Annotated in this window: 18 protein-coding genes; 12 read left to right on the top strand and 6 right to left on the bottom strand. The window is 54.1% G+C overall.

Annotated features, from left to right (window positions below; all coding sequences use genetic code 11):
• Nucleotides 1-2 precede the first annotated feature (2 nt).
• Both bcsG and bcsR read left to right on the top strand, forming a co-directional pair.
• A complete protein-coding gene (bcsG, locus tag B4C79_RS06550) occupies nt 3-1,715 on the top strand; it encodes a cellulose biosynthesis protein BcsG (protein ID WP_171097330.1) in 1,713 nt (570 codons plus the stop codon).
• Between the two features lie 7 nt (nt 1,716-1,722).
• Nucleotides 1,723-1,932: a BcsR/BcsP family cellulose biosynthesis protein gene (gene bcsR, locus B4C79_RS06545; protein ID WP_171097328.1), complete on the top strand. Its 210-nt coding sequence runs from the start codon at nt 1,723-1,725 to the stop codon at nt 1,930-1,932.
• A gap of 3 nt (nt 1,933-1,935) precedes the next feature.
• On the opposite strand, the gene B4C79_RS06540 is transcribed toward bcsR, so the two are convergent.
• Together B4C79_RS06540 and B4C79_RS06535 are read right to left on the bottom strand one after the other, a co-directional pair.
• The gene (locus B4C79_RS06540) at nt 1,936-3,348 is read right to left on the bottom strand and encodes a WS/DGAT/MGAT family O-acyltransferase (RefSeq protein WP_171097325.1); all 1,413 of its coding nucleotides are present in this window, start codon (nt 3,346-3,348) and stop codon (nt 1,936-1,938) included.
• Nucleotides 3,349-3,434: 86 nt separating this feature from the next.
• The gene (locus tag B4C79_RS06535; protein ID WP_291739719.1) at nt 3,435-4,238 is read right to left on the bottom strand and encodes a crotonase/enoyl-CoA hydratase family protein; all 804 of its coding nucleotides are present in this window, start codon (nt 4,236-4,238) and stop codon (nt 3,435-3,437) included.
• 54 nt (nt 4,239-4,292) lie between these two features.
• On the opposite strand from B4C79_RS06535, the gene B4C79_RS06530 reads away from it, so the two are divergent.
• The 3 genes from B4C79_RS06530 (at nt 4,293) to B4C79_RS06520 (ending at nt 6,390) form a co-directional block, all read left to right on the top strand.
• A complete protein-coding gene (locus tag B4C79_RS06530; protein ID WP_291739717.1) occupies nt 4,293-4,916 on the top strand; it encodes a thermonuclease family protein in 624 nt (207 codons plus the stop codon).
• A gap of 3 nt (nt 4,917-4,919) precedes the next feature.
• Nucleotides 4,920-5,324, top strand: a complete 405-nt coding sequence (locus tag B4C79_RS06525; protein WP_171097319.1) for an acyl-CoA thioesterase — start codon at nt 4,920-4,922, stop codon at nt 5,322-5,324.
• A 145-nt stretch (nt 5,325-5,469) separates the two neighbouring features.
• Nucleotides 5,470-6,390: a metal-dependent hydrolase gene (locus B4C79_RS06520; protein ID WP_291739867.1), complete on the top strand. Its 921-nt coding sequence runs from the start codon at nt 5,470-5,472 to the stop codon at nt 6,388-6,390.
• A 77-nt stretch (nt 6,391-6,467) separates the two neighbouring features.
• On the opposite strand, the gene B4C79_RS06515 is transcribed toward B4C79_RS06520, so the two are convergent.
• On the bottom strand, nt 6,468-7,625 hold the full coding sequence (locus B4C79_RS06515) for an AI-2E family transporter (RefSeq protein ID WP_291739869.1): 1,158 nt from the start codon (nt 7,623-7,625) through the stop codon (nt 6,468-6,470).
• Nucleotides 7,626-7,661: 36 nt separating this feature from the next.
• Nucleotides 7,662-8,573, bottom strand: coding sequence for a DMT family transporter (locus B4C79_RS06510; protein ID WP_291739871.1), 912 nt, complete (start codon nt 8,571-8,573; stop codon nt 7,662-7,664).
• A gap of 62 nt (nt 8,574-8,635) precedes the next feature.
• Here B4C79_RS06510 and B4C79_RS06505 point away from each other — a divergent pair, with 62 nt between their 5' ends.
• A complete protein-coding gene (locus B4C79_RS06505; RefSeq protein WP_171097313.1) occupies nt 8,636-9,877 on the top strand; it encodes an NADH:flavin oxidoreductase/NADH oxidase family protein in 1,242 nt (413 codons plus the stop codon).
• A 21-nt stretch (nt 9,878-9,898) separates the two neighbouring features.
• Nucleotides 9,899-10,228, top strand: a complete 330-nt coding sequence (locus B4C79_RS06500; protein ID WP_291714089.1) for a c-type cytochrome — start codon at nt 9,899-9,901, stop codon at nt 10,226-10,228.
• Between the two features lie 3 nt (nt 10,229-10,231).
• On the opposite strand, the gene B4C79_RS06495 is transcribed toward B4C79_RS06500, so the two are convergent.
• Nucleotides 10,232-10,999 (bottom strand): class II aldolase/adducin family protein, encoded by a 768-nt coding sequence (locus tag B4C79_RS06495; protein WP_291739875.1) that lies wholly within the window; start codon nt 10,997-10,999, stop codon nt 10,232-10,234.
• Between the two features lie 151 nt (nt 11,000-11,150).
• Here B4C79_RS06495 and B4C79_RS06490 point away from each other — a divergent pair, with 151 nt between their 5' ends.
• Both B4C79_RS06490 and B4C79_RS06485 read left to right on the top strand, forming a co-directional pair.
• A complete protein-coding gene (locus B4C79_RS06490) occupies nt 11,151-11,843 on the top strand; it encodes a sterol desaturase family protein (RefSeq protein WP_171097306.1) in 693 nt (230 codons plus the stop codon).
• 102 nt (nt 11,844-11,945) lie between these two features.
• Nucleotides 11,946-13,757 carry an alkaline phosphatase D family protein gene (locus B4C79_RS06485; protein ID WP_291739877.1) on the top strand — a complete coding sequence of 604 codons (1,812 nt, stop codon included), beginning with the start codon at nt 11,946-11,948 and terminating at the stop codon, nt 13,755-13,757.
• 10 nt (nt 13,758-13,767) lie between these two features.
• Here the strand turns inward: B4C79_RS06485 and ppk2 are convergent, their stop codons facing one another.
• Nucleotides 13,768-14,655 (bottom strand): polyphosphate kinase 2, encoded by an 888-nt coding sequence (gene ppk2 / locus B4C79_RS06480; RefSeq protein ID WP_171097302.1) that lies wholly within the window; start codon nt 14,653-14,655, stop codon nt 13,768-13,770.
• A 169-nt stretch (nt 14,656-14,824) separates the two neighbouring features.
• Between ppk2 and B4C79_RS06475 the strand changes: the two genes are divergently transcribed.
• The 3 genes from B4C79_RS06475 (at nt 14,825) to B4C79_RS06465 (ending at nt 19,865) form a co-directional block, all read left to right on the top strand.
• Nucleotides 14,825-16,438 (top strand): purple acid phosphatase family protein, encoded by a 1,614-nt coding sequence (locus B4C79_RS06475; RefSeq protein ID WP_291751725.1) that lies wholly within the window; start codon nt 14,825-14,827, stop codon nt 16,436-16,438.
• Nucleotides 16,439-16,545: 107 nt separating this feature from the next.
• Entirely contained in the window at nt 16,546-18,651 is a 2,106-nt protein-coding gene (locus tag B4C79_RS06470) for a bifunctional metallophosphatase/5'-nucleotidase (protein ID WP_291742899.1), read from the top strand.
• Between the two features lie 146 nt (nt 18,652-18,797).
• Nucleotides 18,798-19,865 carry an FkbM family methyltransferase gene (locus tag B4C79_RS06465; protein WP_291742896.1) on the top strand — a complete coding sequence of 356 codons (1,068 nt, stop codon included), beginning with the start codon at nt 18,798-18,800 and terminating at the stop codon, nt 19,863-19,865.
• The last annotated feature ends 1 nt before the right edge of the window (nt 19,866 follow it).

The raw sequence follows: 19,866 nt of genomic DNA, 5'->3' as shown, positions 1-19,866 counted from the left end.
CCATGCTGTTGTGGAACCTTTATTTTCTCATCAAGTTCGGCCTGCACTTTGCGGGGCAACTGACTCTCAGCCCCCTTTGGAATTTGGGCCTGTTTGCCTTGCTGATTGCCACCAACCCCGCAGCCTATCAAAACAAACAGCTGATGAAGGTGCTGCGCTATCTGGTGTTTACTGGCCCAGCCATTGCCTTGCTGCTGCACGAACTGGGTTTGGTGGTGTCCTTGGCGCTGGTTGATCAAATCAAGGCGTTGTTCGGCTTCTCGCTCGACTATTTGTGGGAACTGCTCAAACGCACCATTCAACCCTGGATGCTGTGGAGCGCGCTACTTGGTTTCATGGTGGTTCGGGTGCTCGACCGGTACATACGCATTAGCAGTTGGGTTGGGTTTGGGCTTGTGTGCATCCTCGGGATTCAAACGCTGCCTTTTATTCAACAACAAACTCAAGCAAGTAAAACCGCGGCTGTGCTTGAACCTCAAGCTCAAACCCGTGAAAATTTGTCACCTGCCGAACTGCTGGCTCTGGGTCAGCTGGATTTTCAGAAACTGCGAGTAGCCCGTGACCAGGAAAGTCAAACCAAACTTCGGGACAATGCCTATGAGGGTGCTGGCCCGGGTGCAGTACTCGCTGGTTTTTTTGACCGGCAACGCACTATTGCATTGGCACCCTTTTCACCGGTGGCAAGTCCCGATTTCGATGTAATTGTGCTGCAAATCTGTTCACTGTCCTGGGCCGACCTGCAGTATGCAAAACAGAGCCAACACCCTGCCATTCGGCAAGCCGATTTTGTGTTCGAGAACTTCAACTCGGCAACCAGTTACTCGGGGCCAGCAGCCATTCGCCTGTTGCGCGGAAAATGTGGGCAAACACCGCACGATGCACTTTACAGCACACCCAACAACAGTTGCATGTTGTTTGAGCAGCTTCGAAATGTAGGCTTTGAAGTGGAGATGGGGCTGAATCACGATGGTCGCTTTCAAGACTTTTCGAAACTTGTTAAAACAAACCTGGGCGGCAAAGCCACTGAACTGGTGGCCCATGACGAAGTGCCTGCGGGGGTACAAGCCTTTGATGGCTCACGCGTGGGTCGCGATGGTGATTACCTGCGTGCATGGTGGAACAAACGCGTTCAGCAAAGCGGGCCCGCAGTGGCTTATTACTACAACAGCATTACTTTGCACGACGGCAACCGTTTGCCCAACAGCAACCTGAACAGCCTGAACAGTTACCCCTTGCGCCTGGAGCGGATGTTGAATGACATTCAATCCGTACTTGGGGAAATTCGACGCAGCGAACGCAAGGCGTTGGTGGTGGTGGTACCCGAACACGGCGCTGGATTGACGGGTGAATTTGGACAACTGGTGGGCTTGCGTGAATTGCCAACACCCGCCATTACCAAAGTGCCTGTATTTGGCTACTGGATTGCGCCCGGGTACACGCCAACAAGCACCGGGCCTGTAACGGTGAAGCAGTCGGTCAGTTACACAGCACTCAGTGAATTGTTGGCACGTTGGCTGGCACAACCAGCCGAGCAACAGCAAAAGCCAACCTGGCCGGTGCTGCTCAGCGACCTGCCCGACACCCGGTTTGTATCCCAACAAGGCAACATCACTGTGATGGAAAGTCAGGGGTCGTATTGGATCAAGGCCCCGGGAGCCGCATGGAAAATGCTGGGCCCGGTTCAAAACATTGCGGCATCCAGCCAAGGGGGATAATAAAGCCATGGCACAGTTTGACCCCAACACACCACCAGCCCTGTTCATGCCACCGGCCGACATGGCACATGACATTTATGCACTCAGCGCACAGCTGGAGGGCTTTGATCACAACATGTATCAAGACATTCAACAGGACCAGGCTATGTACGACTCATTCCAGCGCTGGCCCTTCCTGTTTGGTATTGCCATGGCCTCGCGTTACAGCGAGGACTGAACCTCAAGCCGCGTTGCGCTTTTTCAGATTGGCTTTGGCTTCCTTGGCCGCCGCCTCCTCCAGCTCGACCAGACCGTCTTCGAGAAACTGCAACAGCCGCTGCATGGAAGGCATGGTTCTGCGACACGCCACCAAACCGAATTCAAGCTTGCCCGCATAGCTGTTCAAGGTGATGTTCAAAGCCTGGCCATCGAGCAACAGCGAGACCGGGTACACGCCATCCACCTCGGCACCATTGAAATAAAGCGTGTGCTTGGGGCCCGGTACATTCGAAATCACAATGTTGAAAGCCTGCAGTTTGGGTGCCAAACCGGTCAGCATGTTGAACCCGCTAATGCCCATCATGGTGGCCACGTAGTTCATGATTTCAGTTTGATTCATGCTGGCAAACCGTTCTTTGGAATGGTTCACTGAACGCGCAATCGTCTCAATCCGTTCCACGGGGTCTTCGGTGTCGGTGGCAAGGTTGGCCAGCAACAAGGCCACATGGTTGCCAGTCGCTGTGTCGTCTTTTCGAAGCGACACAGGCACCATCGCCACCAGCGGGCGGGCAGGCAATGCATTCAATTCGCTCAAATAAGAACGCAAGGCCGAGCCACACATGGCCAGTACCACATCGTTCAAAGTCATGTTCAGGCCGGTTGCGCAAGCCTTGATGCGCTCCATGGACCACGACTGGGCGGCTACCCTGCGTGAGGCCGTGATACGCCGGTTCAACACACTGCGTGGCGCTTGAATGACCGACACGAAGTCAGGATCAGCCACACTGGTTTGCCACAAGGATCGCCCCACTTCTTTCACCACCTTGGGCAGACTGAACAGTTGGGTTTTGGCGGTATCCAGCACTTGGCCCAGCATGGTCACCAAACCTTCCGAGGCTTCAGAACGTTGAACCGACCCACGCAAATTCGGGTTGGCCCACAGGGGCGGAATGTCCATGATCTCCGGGTTATCGGCCATGGAACGCTGCAACATTTTCATGCAGGCCACACCATCCACCAACGCATGGTGCACCTTGGTGTACAAAGCCACGCGACCGTCTTCCAGACCATCGATGACATACGCTTCCCACAGGGGCTTTGCGCGGTCCAGTGGCGCGGCATGCAGCTTGGAGGTCAACTCCAGTAATTCGCGAATGCGGCCTGGCTTGGGCAGCGACAAATGAATGAAGTGTGCCTCTAGGTCAAACTCATCGTCCTCCACCCAAAACCACATACCCAATCGCGACTTCAAACGCAAACTGAACGGTGCCACCGGCTGGGTGTAGGTGCGCATGTCGGCCACCACCTTGTGCACGTAATCGATTGTGCTTTGGCCCTTGGGTGGTTTCAGCAACACCAGCCCGCCCACATGCATAGGCTGATTGCGGCGCTCCAGCCACAAGAACAATTGGTCGTTGGGGGTCAGGGCCTTCATGGGCATGTCTCCGTGTTGTGTTTTTTATTCCCGAATCTGTTGTTACTGCATGAAGTGCGCCGCTGGATGCGGCACGCCCCGAGATTTCAACGAATTTGTCGTTTGGCAAACGGCATGGTGGGCTGTTTGCTGTTTTTCACAACCGAAATACGCTGGTTTTTAAAACCAAGCACGCGGCGCTGCCAGCGTCGTTCCTGGGTCAAATGCGCCGCTTCGTCAATACCAAAAATCCGTTGCAACATGAACTTGCTTGCCGCCACAGAATCGGGGGAGCGAGTCAACATTTCCTCCACCAAGGCCTGCACTTTTTCTTCCGGATTCTCTACCACATGGGTCACCAAGCCCAGTTCCTTGGCTTGCAGGCCACTAAGCACGCGGCCCGTCATGGTCAACTCCTTGGCCACATCAACCGGCAACAATTCACGTACTAGCGCAGCACCGCCCATGTCGGGCACCAAGCCCCATTTGGCCTCCAGAATGGACAATTGCGCATCGGGTGTGCACACGCGAATGTCTGCGCCCATGGCGTATTGAATACCTGCCCCAAAACAGTTGCCGTGAATTTGCGCAATCACCGGCACGCCCAGATCGCGCCAGCCCATGCTCCAGGTCTGGAAAATATTGCGCATGGGCAACCACAGGTTGGCGTACATCACCACAGCAGTTTTCGGGTTGCTCATCACCGACTTCACATCCAGCCCTGCACAAAAAGACGGGCCCTCGCCTTTCAGAACCACAGCCCGCAGGGTTTTGTGCCTGGCCAATTGTTGCTGCACCTTGCGCACTTCTTTCAGCATGGGCCAGTCCACGCCATTGTGTTTTTCCGGGCGGTTTAAAGCCACGGTGGCTACGGTGTTGTCGCTGTTGAACTGCAGGTTTACTCTGTCCATGGTACTCTCGGCTGTTTTTTAAAATCGTGGTTTGGCTCGCTAGCCATCTTAACCTTGAACATTCTTAAACCCAATATGATCTTTAAAGTGTTGGCTCTGGTTTTGGCCCTGCTGGGTTATTACGTCAGCCCCTACGGCCCAGACATTGGCATTGGTGGCCCCGTTGCCTCAGAAAGTCAAAACCAGCCCGGCTCGGCCACCTCGGGCAGTTTTTACCTGGCCACGGTGACCCGTGTTGCTGACGGTGACACCATTACGGTGCGCAACCTTGACGGTGCCACCCACAAAATTCGCATGCATGCAGTGGACGCACCTGAATTAAACCAGGCAGGTGGCGAACAATCTAGGCGCTGGCTCACCGAGCAGGTGTTGAATAAAAACGTGAAGATCGTGGTGAACAACACGGACCGCTACAAACGGCAAGTGGCCAAAGTGGTGTTGCCCGTAGAAGGGTGCCAGCAGCGCTTGTGTGATGGTGAAACCGACATCAACCTGAAAGCCATTGAAGCCGGGCAAGCCTGGTGGTACCGGGAATTTGCGCGCAGCCAAAGCAGTGAAGACCGTGTGATGTACGAAGCTGCGGAGGACCAGGCCCGCAATGCACGCAAAGGCCTGTGGCAACAAACCGCACCGCTTGCCCCATGGCAGTGGCGCACCGAACAACGCAACCAGCGATAAAACATGAAAGAAATCTACACCACCACTGTGCCACTGCGCTGGGGCGACATGGACCAGATTGGCCATGTGAACAACACTGTGTACTTCCGTTGTTTTGAGCAAGCCCGCGTGGAATGGATAGCACTATTTCCGGAAAGCGCAGACAACAACCCCGCGTATGTCGTGATCGTTCACACCGAATGCAGCTTTCTGAAAGAACTGAAAGCACCCGGCGTGGTGGAGATCAAGGTGCTTGCGGGCGAGGTGGGCCGCAGCAGCCTGGTGCAGAAGTACGAGATGCGCCGCACCGATGCGCCCGAAGTTCTGGTGGCAACCGGCAGCGCAAAAATGGTGTGGGTCAGCCCGGAAACAGGTCGCTCTACGCCTATTCCAGACCGCTTCAAAGGCACACTTGGCACGCAGGAATAACACAGCAGGTTCAGGGTAAACCCGCAGTGTTTTCTAGAATGGGTACTCAGGTTTTGCTATTGTGGACATGAAATTTTATTGTTACATTGCGCAATGTCACGGTTAAACGTGGCAACAACAATAAAACAAGTGTAGGAGTCAAACCATGAAGAACATCATGCCTGTACGCCGCGATGTCAAATTGAATTTGCCTGAAGAAAAGGTATCCAATTGGCATGAGCAAGGTCCCCACGTGACCCATTTCATGAATGCCCTCTCGCTGTTCTTCCCGGCTGGCGAGCGCATGTTCATGGATGCTGTGCGCAACTACCGCGACGACATCACCGACCCCGAATTGAAAAAAGCAGTGGTGGCCTTTATCGGGCAGGAAGCCATGCACAGCCGCGAGCACGTTGAATACAACGAGATGCTGGATCGCGCTGGCCTGCCTGCATCCCAGCTGGACAACTTCCTGTGGGGCTTTCTGGCCTTCATCAAGAAAACACTGGGCAAACGCCTTACCCTGGCTGGCACGATTGCGCTGGAACATTACACCGCGCTGATGGCCGACCAACTGCTGCGCAACCCCGATGTACTGGGCGAGAAATCAGAACCCGCCTACAAGCAAATGTGGATGTGGCACGCCTATGAGGAAACCGAGCACAAGGCTGTAGCCTACGACGTGTGGAACCATGTGTTGCCCGACAACATGCACAACCGTTTCAGCCGCCGCCTGGCAATGGTGTTGGCCACTGCCATATTCTGGCCACTGGTGGCTTACTTCCACATGCGCTTGGTGTTTGCCGACAAAACAATCCAGGGTGGCCATTTGAAAGGCTTCTGGACCGTGACCAAAATGTTGTGGGGCAAAAAGGTGGGCGTATTGCGCAACCCGGTGGCCAATGGCGAGTTCATGGACTACTTCAAAGCCGACTTCCACCCCTGGATGCACGACAACAGCCGCTTCCTGACCGAGATCGACAATTTTGTGGCGTCTGTTGAGGGCTCTGGCCGCAAGCCCAACACAGAGATTGCAAACGCCATTCGTGCCCGCATGAACAGCCAGCTGAAAGCAAACGCAGCTTAATCAATTTCGTGACAGAAACTTTGGGCTGAACAGCCGGTGGGAGAAGTGAGCAGCCCACCGGTTTTTTTTCGTCTGCATTACCGGGCCTGCCGGTAGTAATCGCTTTGCGCGTAGTGCGAAAAAGCGTGCAGGTAAGCCACTTTGAAAATTGCAGCCAGCGGCAGCGCAAGGAAAACACCCACCAAACCAAAAATTGCACCAAAAAATGCCAGGGCAAAAATAACCGCCAGTGCAGACAAACCAATTTTGTCGCCCACCACCAAGGGGGTCAGCACAAAACCTTCCAGAAACTGGCCCACCACGAACACAAGCAGCACCAGAAAAATTGGCAAGAAACCCTGTAATTCAAGCGCAGCTGTCAACAAGCCCACCAGCAAAGCCACCGCAAAACCGAGATAAGGCACCACACACAACACGCCAGCCAACATGCCCAAGGCCCAGCCACTTTGAAGCCCCACCACACTCAAACCGATTGAATAAAAAGTACTGAGAAACAACATGACGATCATCATGCCCTTGATGTACTCGGTCATGACGGAGTCAATTTCGCTGAACAAAGGTTTTGCACGCTTCCACAAATGCGGCGGAAACACCTGCTGAAACTGCTTGGTAATTTGAGTCCAGCCGGGAAGAATAAACAGCGTAGCAATCACGGTCAGCGACACAAAACCGGTAATGCCCAAAACCGACTGCGAACCTGAGCGCAAAATTTTTGTACTGATCTCGGCCAACGTGCCACGGTTCTCGCTAATGTAAGCCGCAATGCGGTCTTTCATCTCCGTGCTGTCCACAGAAATGGTTAAACCAAACACCTCGTTGAGCCAAGGCAGCACCGTGCGCTTCACGTTCACAATCAGCTGCGGCAAATTGTTCTGAATCAGTTCAAGCTGGGTCAGCACCACCGGAATAAACAACAAGCCCACACTGGAGAAAATCAGCAACAGCGCAAAAAAGGTGAGCACGGCACACACCGGCAAGGGAATACGCCCGCGCAACTTGCCATGCACCCAACGGCTGGGGGCAGCCAACAAATAAGCCAAAACAAATGCCGCTACGAAAGGCGCCAACACGGGCCACAAATTGATGACCACCGCCAACACCAAGGCAGCACTGAGCAGCAAGCCCCAGTGTTGCAGGTAAAACTGCTTGGCCAGAGTAGAAAGGCTTGAAGGCGTTTGCACCGCTTGCCCTGCAGGCTTGGTGTTCTCATCTTTGGGTTTCGAAACTTCATTCATCGATTCAATGTCCAGCCAATTTGAATTTAGAAGACTTTAACGCTTGGCGCGCAAAACCAGATACACGCCGCCCAGCGTCATGACCATGGCCACCAGCAAAGTGGCGGTAACAGCCTCGTTCAGGAAAACAACGCCCGCCAGCGCCGCAATCACCGGCACGCTCAGCTGCACACTGGCTGCCGAGGTGGTGGGCAAAGCGGGAAGTACCTTGTACCACACGGCATAACCAATGCCACTGGCCAGGCAGCCCGAGGCCAAGGCGAACAACACGCCTGCCACGGTGGGCGTTGGCAAATACACGGTGTAAAGAGCCAAGCCGCGCTCCACGGTAACCCCGGGAATGTGCACACCTGCCTTGGCGGAAAAGTACACGGCCATCCACACCAACACCATCAGGAATGCTGCCCGGGAAAAATTACCTGCGGTGTCAGCCAAAGGCGATTTGGAACCCTTGCCCACCACCGAATACACACCCCAACAAGCGCCTGCCAAAGCCATACTTGCAGCAGCCAGCACCGAGGCCGGCGTTTGCAGGTGTGGCCACAACAACAACACCAAACCCGCTGCCGCTACCACCGCACCCAAAGCACGCAAGCCTTTCAACCGATCACCCTGTGTGGCGGCGTAGGCAATCATGCTGAGTTGTACACTGGCAAACAAAATCAGCGCACCCGTGCCTGTGCTCATATACAAATAGGCCATGGAAAACAGCACCGCATAACCAAACAAAGCCCAGGCACCCACCCAACTGCCCTGCTGTCCGCCCTTGTTTTGAATGCGCAAACACAGCCACAAAGTGATGGCACCGCTGATCAGGCGAATGGCGGTGAAGCTGGCAGGGTCTATTTGCCCGGCGCCCAAGGCCGCACGGCAAAAAAAGGAATTGGCCGCAAACGCACACATGGCGAAAGCCGTAAAAATTAGTGTGTTGACTTCAATTTTTTTCATGCACCCAAGCTACCATGTGACAATAATAATTTTCAATTTAGAACCACCGGAGACCCCCCTCGATGCGCATTGAACTTCGCGACCCACTGACACTGCCTTGCGGCGCCACTGTTCCCAACCGCTTGGTGAAAGCCGCCATGAGCGAAGCCTTGGGCACGCGCGACAACCGGGTTACACCACAAATTGTGCGGGTCTACCAGCGCTGGACAGCCGGTGGCATCGGTTTGAATATAACCGGGAATGTGATGATTGACCGCCGGGCACGTGCAGAGCCGGGCAACGTCGTGATTGAAGACGACCGCGACATGCCCTTGTTGCAGCAGTGGGCCAAAGCCGGTCAGGCCAATGGCAGCAAAATCTGGGTGCAAATCAACCACCCCGGCAAACAGTGCCCCAAAGGCATGAACAAGGAAACCGTGTCGCCTTCCGCAGTGCCTTTCCACAAAAGCCTGCAAATGATGTTTGCCACGCCGCGCGAGCTCACCGAGACTGAAATCCTTGATTTGATTGCCCGCTGGGGCCGCACCGCGAAAGTGTGCAAAGACGCTGGCTTTGACGGCGTGCAAATTCATGGTGCCCATGGCTACTTGATCAGCCAGTTTTTAAGCCCGCTAAGCAACCAGCGCACCGATCAATGGGGCGGAAACGCTGAAAACCGCCGTCGCTTTGTACTGGCCATTTACGACGAAGTGCGCAAACAAGTGGGCCCTCACTTCCCGGTGGGTATCAAGCTGAATTCAGCCGACTTCCAAAAGGGTGGCTTTTCAGAGGAAGAATCACTGGCTGTGATCCAGGAATTGACTGCGCGCGGGATCGACATGATTGAAGTGTCGGGCGGCACCTACGAAGCCCCCGCCATGACGGGTGCAAGTGCAAAACCCAAGAAGGAAAGCACCGTGAAGCGCGAGGCCTACTTCATCGACTTCACGGAGAAAGTACGTGCCGTGTGCAAAGTGCCACTGATGCTGACTGGGGGTTTTCGCACCGTGGGCGGCATGAAAGAAGCGCTGAACAGCGGTGCTGTGGATTTGATTGGCCTTGCTCGCTCGATTGCCATTGAACCCGATTTGCCCAAGCGCCTGTTGGACAACAAAGAAGCCTTGCACCCTGTGAAGCCTTTGATTACCGGTGTCAAAGCCGTGGACCGCACTGGCTTGCTGGAAATTCAGTGGTACACCCGCCAAATTCACCGCATGGGCAAAGGCAAAAACCCTGTCCCAAACGAGAGCGCCCTGAAAGCCCTGTTTTTCTATATTCTGGATAGCAGTTGGGGCTTGTTCAAAGCCCGTAAATTACGGGCGTGATCAAACACAGGGAGTTCAGCCATGGTGAAATTCAGCTGCATGTTGGTGTTAAGCCTGAGCACATTCAATGCTTTCGCCATGGACGACGCCGCCATTCTTGAACAGGGTCGCAAACTGTTTCAAACCGATGCCGACCCGGCCTGCGCCATTTGCCACACCCTGGCCGATGCGGGCACCAAGGGCAAAATTGGCCCGGTGCTCGATGTGCTCAAACCCAGCGAAGAACGCGTGTTGAATGCGCTGAAAAACGGCAAAGGGGGCATGCCCCCTTTTGTTGATCATTTGACCGTGGATCAAATGAAAATTCTGGCGAAGTATGTTTCCACCGTGACTGGTGGAAACAATCCCTAATCGTCAGTTCTTGTAATCCGGCTGCTCGCGATCCAGTTTGCGCAATAGCGCAGGCCAGGCAATATTGCCACCCAAACCGCGGGTTACCTGTGCAGCCGCTGCTTTGATACCGTCCACAATCGGCTGGGCAATCGGAATCAATTGCGCGCCACCCGATTGCGCCGCAATTTGAACCTCACAGGCGCGCTGCAAAATGAACATGTTCAAAAACGCATCTGCCACCGTGGCACCGCAGGTCAACAAACCATGGTTGCGCAAAATCAGGTTGTTGGCTTCGCCCAGGTCGGCCTGCAAGCGGGCCTTCTCATCTTCGCGCAAGGCCAAACCCTCATAGTCGTGATACGCCAGGCCTGCGAGTGGAAACAGGGATTGCTGTGAAATCGGCAACAAACCTTGTTCTTGAATAGACACCGCAACGCCGGCCACAGTGTGGGTGTGCATCACGCAATGGGCATCATGCCGAATGGCATGCACTGCACTGTGAATGGTGAAACCAGCCGGGTTTACATCGTAAGGGCTGTTGTCCACTTTCTCGCAGTTCATGTTCACCTTCACCAGGCTGCTGGCGGTGATTTCTTCGAACATGAAACCATAGGGGTTGATCAAGAAATGGCCTTCTTCACCGGGCACCCGCGCCGAAATATGCGTGAACACCAAATCGTCCCATTTGTGCATGGCCACCAAACGGTAAGCTGCGGCCAAATCAACGCGGGCTTGCCATTCCTTCTGGCCAATGTGGGCGGGTGGGGTACTTGAAAGCGGTGCGTTCATGGTGGGTCTCCTTGGCTGCTTTTGGAATAGTGTTTTTTATAAAGTGTACCAGCGCGCAGCCAAGTGCTTGCAAAAGCACTTGAAATTGAAGGCAATCGGGGGCAATCTAACATTACAAAATAACATTCATAATGTGGGAGACAGTAATACCATGCATGCCAAAGTCAAACAGCTTGTGCCCAAAGAATCTCAAGACGAAGCAGTCCGCTCGGTTCGGGCCAACTACCGGGCTGAATTCATTTCAGCGGGTTACCAAGGCTACCTGCATTTGGCCATGACAATGACCTTGGGATTGGGCGTGATCGCGCTATGTATTTACTGGCTTGATTCCCCCAGCGCACTGGAATGGTTAACCATACCCGCCACCTTTTTGTATGCCAATTTTGCGGAATGGGCAGGCCACAAATATGCCATGCACCGCCCAGTAAAGGGTTTGGGCTTTGTGTACAAAAGGCACTCACTGCAACACCACAAGTTTTTCACCGACACCCACATGGAAATTGACAGCCACCAGGACTTCAAAGCCGTGCTGTTTCCAATCGCCATTGTGGGCTTTTTCGTGGTGGCGTTTTTCGTGCCCATGGGCTTTTTGCTGGCCTGGCTATTCAGCCCCAATGTGGCCCTGTTGCTGGTGGCCACCGGCATGGCCTATTACCTGAACTATGAGTTGCTACACCTGTCGTACCACCTGAAAGAAGATCACTGGGTGCATCGCATTCCCGGATTCACACGCTTTGCGCGCCTGCACACCACGCACCACGACCAGCGGATCATGGCGCACAAGAATTTCAACATCACCTACCCCATCATGGACTGGTTAATGGGGACTTGGGACAGACGATAATTTGTGACGCTTGCATGACCAGTCACGCTGACATGTTCTTCCAAAACCAAACCGACCACACCAGCAGTATCAAGAAGAACCAACGCTTTTTCTGGATGCAGCATGGATCGTCGCCATTTTCTTCGCACCGGCCTGGCCGGCTTGTCCCTGCCCGCTTTGGTAGCCTGCGGCTCTGGCGGGTCAAACACCGACAACACGGCGAATCCCGGTAACCCTGGTAACCCGGTTACACCCAGCGAAACAGTCGATCAAATGCTGAACCCGGCTGGCGCTTTTCCCTGGGGTGTCAGCAGCGGTGACCCCACCGCCGAAGCTGTTATTTTGTGGACTGCCCTCTCCCCGCGCAACACCAACATCGATCAAATCCCGGTGATGCTGGAATACGTGCTGTTGGAGGAACCCCTGGCCGATATGACCGAATGGAATTCAAAATTCCAAGAAGGTCCAATCAATCGCCTGGGTGAATTCACCGCATTTCGCGACCGCGACTACACGGTGAAAGTGGACTTGGGTAACCAAGCCCTGTACAGCAACTCGCGTTTCATGCAGGGTCAGATACCCGAGCTTACCGGCAATCAGGCCTTGCTGTACCGTTTTGTGACGGGCAGTCAAAAATCCCGCATTGGGCATGCCAAAACACTGCCCAGTGGGGAAGTGGAATCTGTGAAGTTTGCAACACTGAGCTGCTCCAACTACCCGGCAGGTTTGTTTTCTGTGTACGAGATGGTGCGCCGTGAGCCTCTGGATTTCGTGGTGCATTTGGGCGACTACCTGTACGAAGGCGGCGGCGGTGGTACCGAGCTCAGCCGCAACGGTGTTGCCCGAACGCCGAACCCACAAAAGGAAATGGTCACCCGCGAAGACTACGTGCTGCGCCACCAACAATACAAAGCCGACCCCGAACTACAGGCCTTGCATGCCACACACCCCATGATCGCGGTGTGGGACGACCATGAAATTACCAATGATGCTTACAAGGACGGGGCCGAGAACCACCAGCCAGAAGAGGGCGATTACCAGGAGCGCAAAGCCACAGCCATTCGCACCTACTACAACTGGATGCCGCTGCGCGAGCGCTTCCCGCGCGATGAAAATACATTGGCACCCGATCCGCGTGAAGTGATTTACCGTGACTTTCAAGTGGGCGATTTGTGCAGCCTGATTATGCTGGACACCCGCATTGTGGGTCGCGACAAACAGGCTGAAATCATGGCGGTAGACCCTGACCGATTCAATCCGGATCGACAACTGCTTGGGTTCGAACAACGCCGCTGGCTTAGCGACCGCATGTTTGAAGCCAAGCAGAGAAACAGCATTTGGACTGTGCTGGGACAGCAAGTGATGTTTGGTCAACTGAACATTCTGGAAGCGCCACAAGTGGAATTGCTGGATCAAAAACTGCTGGGCAACCTGGTCAGCATCAACATGGACCAGTGGGACGGCTACGTGGCCGAACGCAATCGCGTATTCAACCTGATCAAAGACATCGGCATTGAAAACCTGGTGGTGCTGACTGGCGACATTCACACCAGTTGGGCCATTGAGCTTTACGAAAACCCGATTGCCCTGATTGGCGGCAATCAATTGCAGCGAAGCTTGGGCGTGGAAATTGTAACCCCATCCGTCACTTCCTCTGGCTTTCCAGATGAAGTAGCTGATCTGGTGTCCACTCTGTTGCCTTTGCTCAACCCGCACATCAAATACAGCGAACTGAAAACCAAAGGTTTCGCACTCATCGAGATGCAACGCGAACAAATGAATGTGACGTGGAAATACGCGCAAAGCATCACCGACGAGTCACTGATTGGCGTTGAAAACGAGGCCATGCGCAAGTCGTTCACCGTGCAGCGTGGCAGCAACCGTTTTGACGGCGCATTGCCGATCAATATACCTATTCCCTCGTCCCCATTCTAGGCTCGATGAATCAATAGACCTCGGGCACGTACATCCACTCAGGCACGGGTTGCCTGTAATAGTCCGGGTTTCTAACCCGGGCTGGCAACTCCACGCCAGCTTGGGCTACTTCCTCAAAAGGCACTGCGCCAAGCAAATGGGAAATACAGTTTAGTCTGGCCCGTTTTTTGTCATTGGCCCGTATCACCCACCAGGGCGCATAGTCGGTGTGTGTACGCTCCAACACCTCCTCTTTGGCCTTGGTATAGGCTTCCCAACGTTTCCGGCTTTCCAGGTCCATTGGACTCAGTTTCCATTGTTTCATCGGATCCTGGATGCGAGCCTGAAAGCGCAAATGCTGCTCCTCATCGGTAATCGAAAACCAGTATTTGATAATTTGAATCCCCGAACCCACCAACATTTTTTCAAACTCGGGCACCGTCTTGAAAAATTCCTGAACTTCGGCCTCGGAGCAAAAACCCATTACCTTCTCAACACCACCCCGGTTGTACCAACTGCGATCGAACAGCACAATTTCTCCGGCGGCTGGCAAATGTTGCACGTACCGTTGAAAGTACCATTGTGTTTTTTCACGGCTGTTGGGTGCGGGAAGCGCAGCGACGCGGCAAACCCGCGGATTCAGGCGTTGGGTAATCCGTTTGATCGCGCCGCCCTTTCCAGCTGCATCGCGCCCTTCAAAAATCACTACAAGTTTGTGACCGGTCGCCACAACCCATTCTTGCAGCTTGACCAACTCGCGCTGCAGGGCAAACAAGTGAGTGAAATAATTTCTTCTCGCTTGATGTTGCTCTGGCGACAAATCGATTGCCAAGTCGAACGACAAATCTTCAAGCGACAGCTCCAACTCTTCATCAAGACTATCTAGAAATTCTTCAGCCAGCTTCGAAGATTCATTCATTTTTGGACCGGGCAAGTAGTTGAAATTGGCATATCAAGGCCGGATGTTAGCACCTCTCAAAACCAAAAAAGCAATTCGTACTCATGACATTTTTCTGACTAGTATTGCTGAATCATCCCTCGAACCTGTGACGCCCACTCACGAGTAACAGTGCAACAGGGGAGCGCACATGAATTCGAAGACATCAACAAAACGACGACACTTTCTCAAGCTGGGTGCCAGCGTTCCGGTATTGGGCTTGATGGGTGCCTGTGGTTCAGACAACACCACGCCACCGGCGATCGCTGGTACACCCAGCCCCACGAACCCGACGGAATCACCCGGCAACCCTGTTGCCCCAAATCCGGTCGAACCACCAGTTGTGATCCCGGCCAGTCACCCACCGCGCGGTGTTCATGCCTCATTGTTCAGCGACGCCTCCACCTCGCGCGGTTTATGCTGGTTCACAGACGGGCTTGACAGTCCGGCCGCTGAGATTCAATGGGGACCGGTGCCCGTAGGAATGTCTATGGAGGCCGCGAGGAATGCCGTGCAGAATCCTCTGCCCAATGTGACCACTGCCTCCACAAGCCAAACGACCGGGTTGGACAATCAAACTCACAAAGTGGTGGTGAACGGCATAGACCCCGATCAGCCCTTTCGGTACAGGGTCGGCTCTGAAATGGGCGGCTGGTCCGATGTATTCATCATTGCACCAACCCCGAAAGCCAACGAAGCCTGGACCATGGTTCACTTTGGCGACCATGGCATTGGTGAACTGCCGCAGCGCCTGACGGCGGAACTAATGAAACCTCGACACAAACACGATCTGTTGCTGTTGGCCGGCGATTTGAGCTATGCCAATGGCGAACAGCCGATTTGGGATGTGTGGTTTGATCAAAATCAGGCCTTGCTTGCCACTACAACCACCATGGCCGTACCTGGAAACCATGAGAACAAAGACAGTGTGGCAGCCAACGTCCCCCTGCTTCCTTTCAAAGACTACGCGTTCAACAACCGATTCAACCAGCCAGGCGATGTTTCGTTTTTCTCCTTCGATTACAACCGCGTTCATTTTTTTGGATTTACCGCAGGCGCTTTTCTGGAAGACGGAAAAATTCTGAAAGAAATGGCCGCACTCGAGGCAGACCTGGCCATGGCAGCACTGAGACGTGCGCTAGGTCAAATTGATTTTATTGTCATCTTCCAGCACTACACCATTTGGACCGACCAAGAGGGCCGCGCCCCGGGCAACCCAACGCTGATCGCAGTGGAGGATCAAATCCTGCTGCGCTATGGTGTGGACATGGTGCTGTGCGGCCACGACCATGTCTACCAGCGCTCCAAACCCATGATGCTAGGATTGGCCAATCCATTGGGCTACGTGCAGGTCATGACAGGTACTGGCGGCCAGTCCATTCGCGAATTTGAACCCGAGATATCCGCCTGGTCGGAAAAACATTTCGTGGGTTTGGGTTTCAGCAAATACACCATCAGTCCAGGGAAAATTGTCAGCCAGTACTTTGGTACGCCACCAATCAGCAGCGATGATCGCTCGCGTGTTCAACATGAAAATATCGAATCGGACTTTGAATTGGTCGATGAGTTCGAGATTCGCCCCAGGCCGCTCCAAATTGCCAAGTCGTTCGTGAAACCTCCACGTACTGAACAAGAACTGGCGAAAGCCCACGACTGGCAGCGAATATATGCCCACACGCTGGCGCGTAACTGCGCACACGAACAAACCATGCCCAAGTCGACCCTTCATGAATACCAAAGTATCTATCCAAACTTGCTAGGCTAATATTCATCGAACTGCAACCTGGACTGCCTAAACTGAGGCTACTGACTTTCTCCCAGTTGGGTTAACTCACCAAGCCCGTCTTTTCAGCAGCATCCAGGAAGCAAATCATGTACGAATCACACAAAAAAATATTGGCGGGCGGGGTTCTATCTCTGCTGGCCTTGATGACAGCATGCTCGTCAGACAACGACACCCCTCCTCCCGCACCCGCACCTGAAGCCGCGTTCACCCTTCAGATGCTGCATTTCGCTGATGCGGACGGAGATGACAATGTGGCCTTGAACAGCATCGCCAACCTGTCGGGTTTGCTTGACAGCTTCCGCTCGGCAATGCCCAACAACACCTTGGTGCTCAGCTCGGGCGACAATTTGATTCCTGGTCCTCGCCTTTCTGCTTCCGAGGACTCATCACTGCAAAACGTGTTTCGTACACAGCGTGGCATCAGTACGCTGCGAGCCTCGATTGGCCGGGCTGACATTGCCTTTCTCGACGCCATGGGTGTTCAGGCCTCTGCGCTGGGCAACCATGATTTGGACCTGGGCACCTCTGAGTTCCGGACCATTTTTGGTGCAGACATCCGCAACGTCACGGGCGGCACTGAAACTCGCTGGGACGGTGGCCGATTCCCTTACCTGTCCTTCAATGCCAACTTTGCAAACGACCCCAACTTCACCGCCACACTGAATGCATCACCCACATTCATCGTTCCAAATGGCCAAACAGCCACTGCCGCGGCCGGGCGTGTCACTGGGTGGGTTAGCACCACGGTAAATGGAGAAACCATTGGATTGATTGGTGCCAGTTCACCCACCTTTCCGCAAATTACGTCAACTGGCGGCATCACATTTGCCGGCGGCGACAGCAGCAACAACGTGGTGATCAACAACCTGATCTCCTCGATTCAAACCGGTGTGGATGAAATGACCGCCGCCGGGATCAACAAAATCATCCTGCTGGCCCACATGCAACAAATCAGCGTGGAAGAGCAACTGGCCGCGGGTCTGCGTGATGTAGACATCATTGTGGCAGGTGGCTCCAATACTCGCCTTGGCAACAGCCGTCTTCGCCCTGGAGAGGCCTCGCAAGGCGAATACCCACGCATCATTCAATCCCCAACCAACCCGGTGGCACTGGTGAACGTGGATGGCGACTACAAGTATTTGGGTCGTTTGGTGGCACCTTTTGACGCGCAAGGCCGCATCATTCCGCAACGCATCGACCGGACTGTGTCTGATGCTTACGCCACCAGCGAAACCGATGACAACGCAGGTGGGGTAACACCAATCCCGGCGGTTGTGGCCATTCGTGATGCACTCCAGTCCGTGATCGTTGCCAAAGACGGCAATGTATTCGGCGAGTCCGCTGTTTACCTCGAAGGACGCCGCACAGCAGTGCGTTCAGAAGAGACCAATCTGGGTAATTTGTCCTCGGACGCCAATCTGAACTACGCAAGACTGTTTGATACCACCACCGCCATTTCCCTGAAAAACGGTGGCGGTATTCGCTCCGACATCGGTTTTATTGAAACCCTGCCTGGTTCCACCACAACAACATTCAAGCCGATTGCAGCCAACCCCGGCATTCGGGAAGAAGGCGAAGTTTCCCAACTGGCCATTGAGAACTCTTTGCGCTTTAACAATGGGCTGGTGGTTATCGACGTTTCAGCGACACGTTTGAAAGAACTGCTGGAGCATGGTGTTTCCGGCGTTGCTCCGGGCGCCACGCCAGGGGCATTCCCACAAATTGGAGGTGTCTCATTCAGTTTTGATGCGACCCGAACCGCACGCACAGTCGGTGCAGCGGGCACAGCCGCAGATGGAACGGGCAGCCGGATTCGCACAGTGAAAGTCGGCAATGACATCGTGGTCCAAAATGGCGCAATTCAAGGTGACCCCAATCGCATTTTCAGGCTGGTGACTTTGAATTTCCTGGCCAACATCAGCGGCACCACCAATCTGGGCGGCGACAGCTACCCGTTCCCGCTGTTGGTCAACCAGAACCGGCTCAGCCTGGACACCGCCAACCCAATCGACCCCACAACATTCACGGCGGGCAATACCTTTGCAGCGAAGGGTTCTGAGCAAGATGCATTTGCGCGTTTCTTGCGCCAGTTCACCAATGCCAGTCCTTTCAACACTGCGGAAACACCTGCGGCCAATGACCTGAGAATTCAGAACCTGGCCGTTCGCACAGACACCGTTTCTGCGCAGTAAGCCCCAGCCCGTTCGCGCCAAGCGGTGCGAACGGGACATTCTTTCAAAATAGTCCATAAGCACCTGTTTTCCCTCGCTTTTCCGAAGCTACTGCTGTCAACGTTGTCTTTAGACTGGTTTCATCGCCACCTTTTACGTGCCTCGCCATGAAACAACTCAGTCAAAAAGCCCACGCCGCCGCCTTTCATGCGGAATTTTTTGGCAACACCACCCAGAAACGTTATGTACTGGGCATTAACGAGTTTGCTGATTCAGTGGCCAGCCGTGCAAACCTCGATGGCTTTATCGACGAATACACCACCGCCACCGAATACCTCGGCAAACCTGTCTTGAAGTTGAGCCAGGTGCCTGCTGGCAGCATGGTGATTTCAACCGTGACGCAGGCGCGCCCCAAAACAGCCATGAACAAACTGCTGCGCCTCAATGGTGTGGTGTCGATGGATTACTTCGCAGTGGCCGACGCCAGTCATTTTCAGCTGCCGCAAGTACAAGCCTTGGCAGACACCCAAAAAGAATATGCAGCCCACCCCGAGAAATTTGAATGGGTGCGCGACTTGTTCGCTGATCAGGAATCGCGGGAAGTCTTTAACCGCATCATGGAATTTCGCTTGAACGCCAACCTGCGTGCCATGCGGTTTTTCGACTACACAGCCGACCAGCAATATTTCGAGCCCTTTGTAAAATTTTCACCCGGCGAGGTTTTTGTGGATGGTGGCGGCTTTGACGGCTATACCACCGAAGAATTCATCAAGCGATGCCCGCAGTATGGTGGTGTGCACTTTTTTGAACCCACCGAAACGACACTAGACAATGCCAAGGCCAAGCTGTCTGAACACAGGGACATACACCTCCACCCCGTGGGTTTGTTTGATTCAAAGCAAACCTTGTCATTTGACGCAGGTGCCGGTTCGGCCTGCAAAATTTCGGAAACAGGCAGTGTAAAAATTGAGGTGGACGCTCTGGACAATCGGGTCACAGAATCTGTGAGCTTCATCAAACTTGACCTGGAAGGCGCAGAACCCAAAGCGCTTGACGGCATGAAATGGCACATTCAGGAAGACCACCCCAAGCTGGCCGTGGCGGTGTACCACGACCCCGCCCATTTCTGGCAAGTGCCTGAAATCATTCTCGGTGTACGCAACGACTACAACGTGTATTTGCGCCACTACACCGAGGGCTGGACTGAGACCGTGATGTTCTTCATCCCGAAATAAG

Origin of the sequence: Limnobacter sp. UBA7229, from assembly GCF_002473065.1 — a bacterium.
Lineage (GTDB): Bacteria > Pseudomonadota > Gammaproteobacteria > Burkholderiales > Burkholderiaceae_B > Limnobacter > Limnobacter profundi.
The sequence above is the reverse complement of the archived record's forward strand: the minus strand, read 5'-3'. Positions and strand labels throughout refer to the sequence as shown.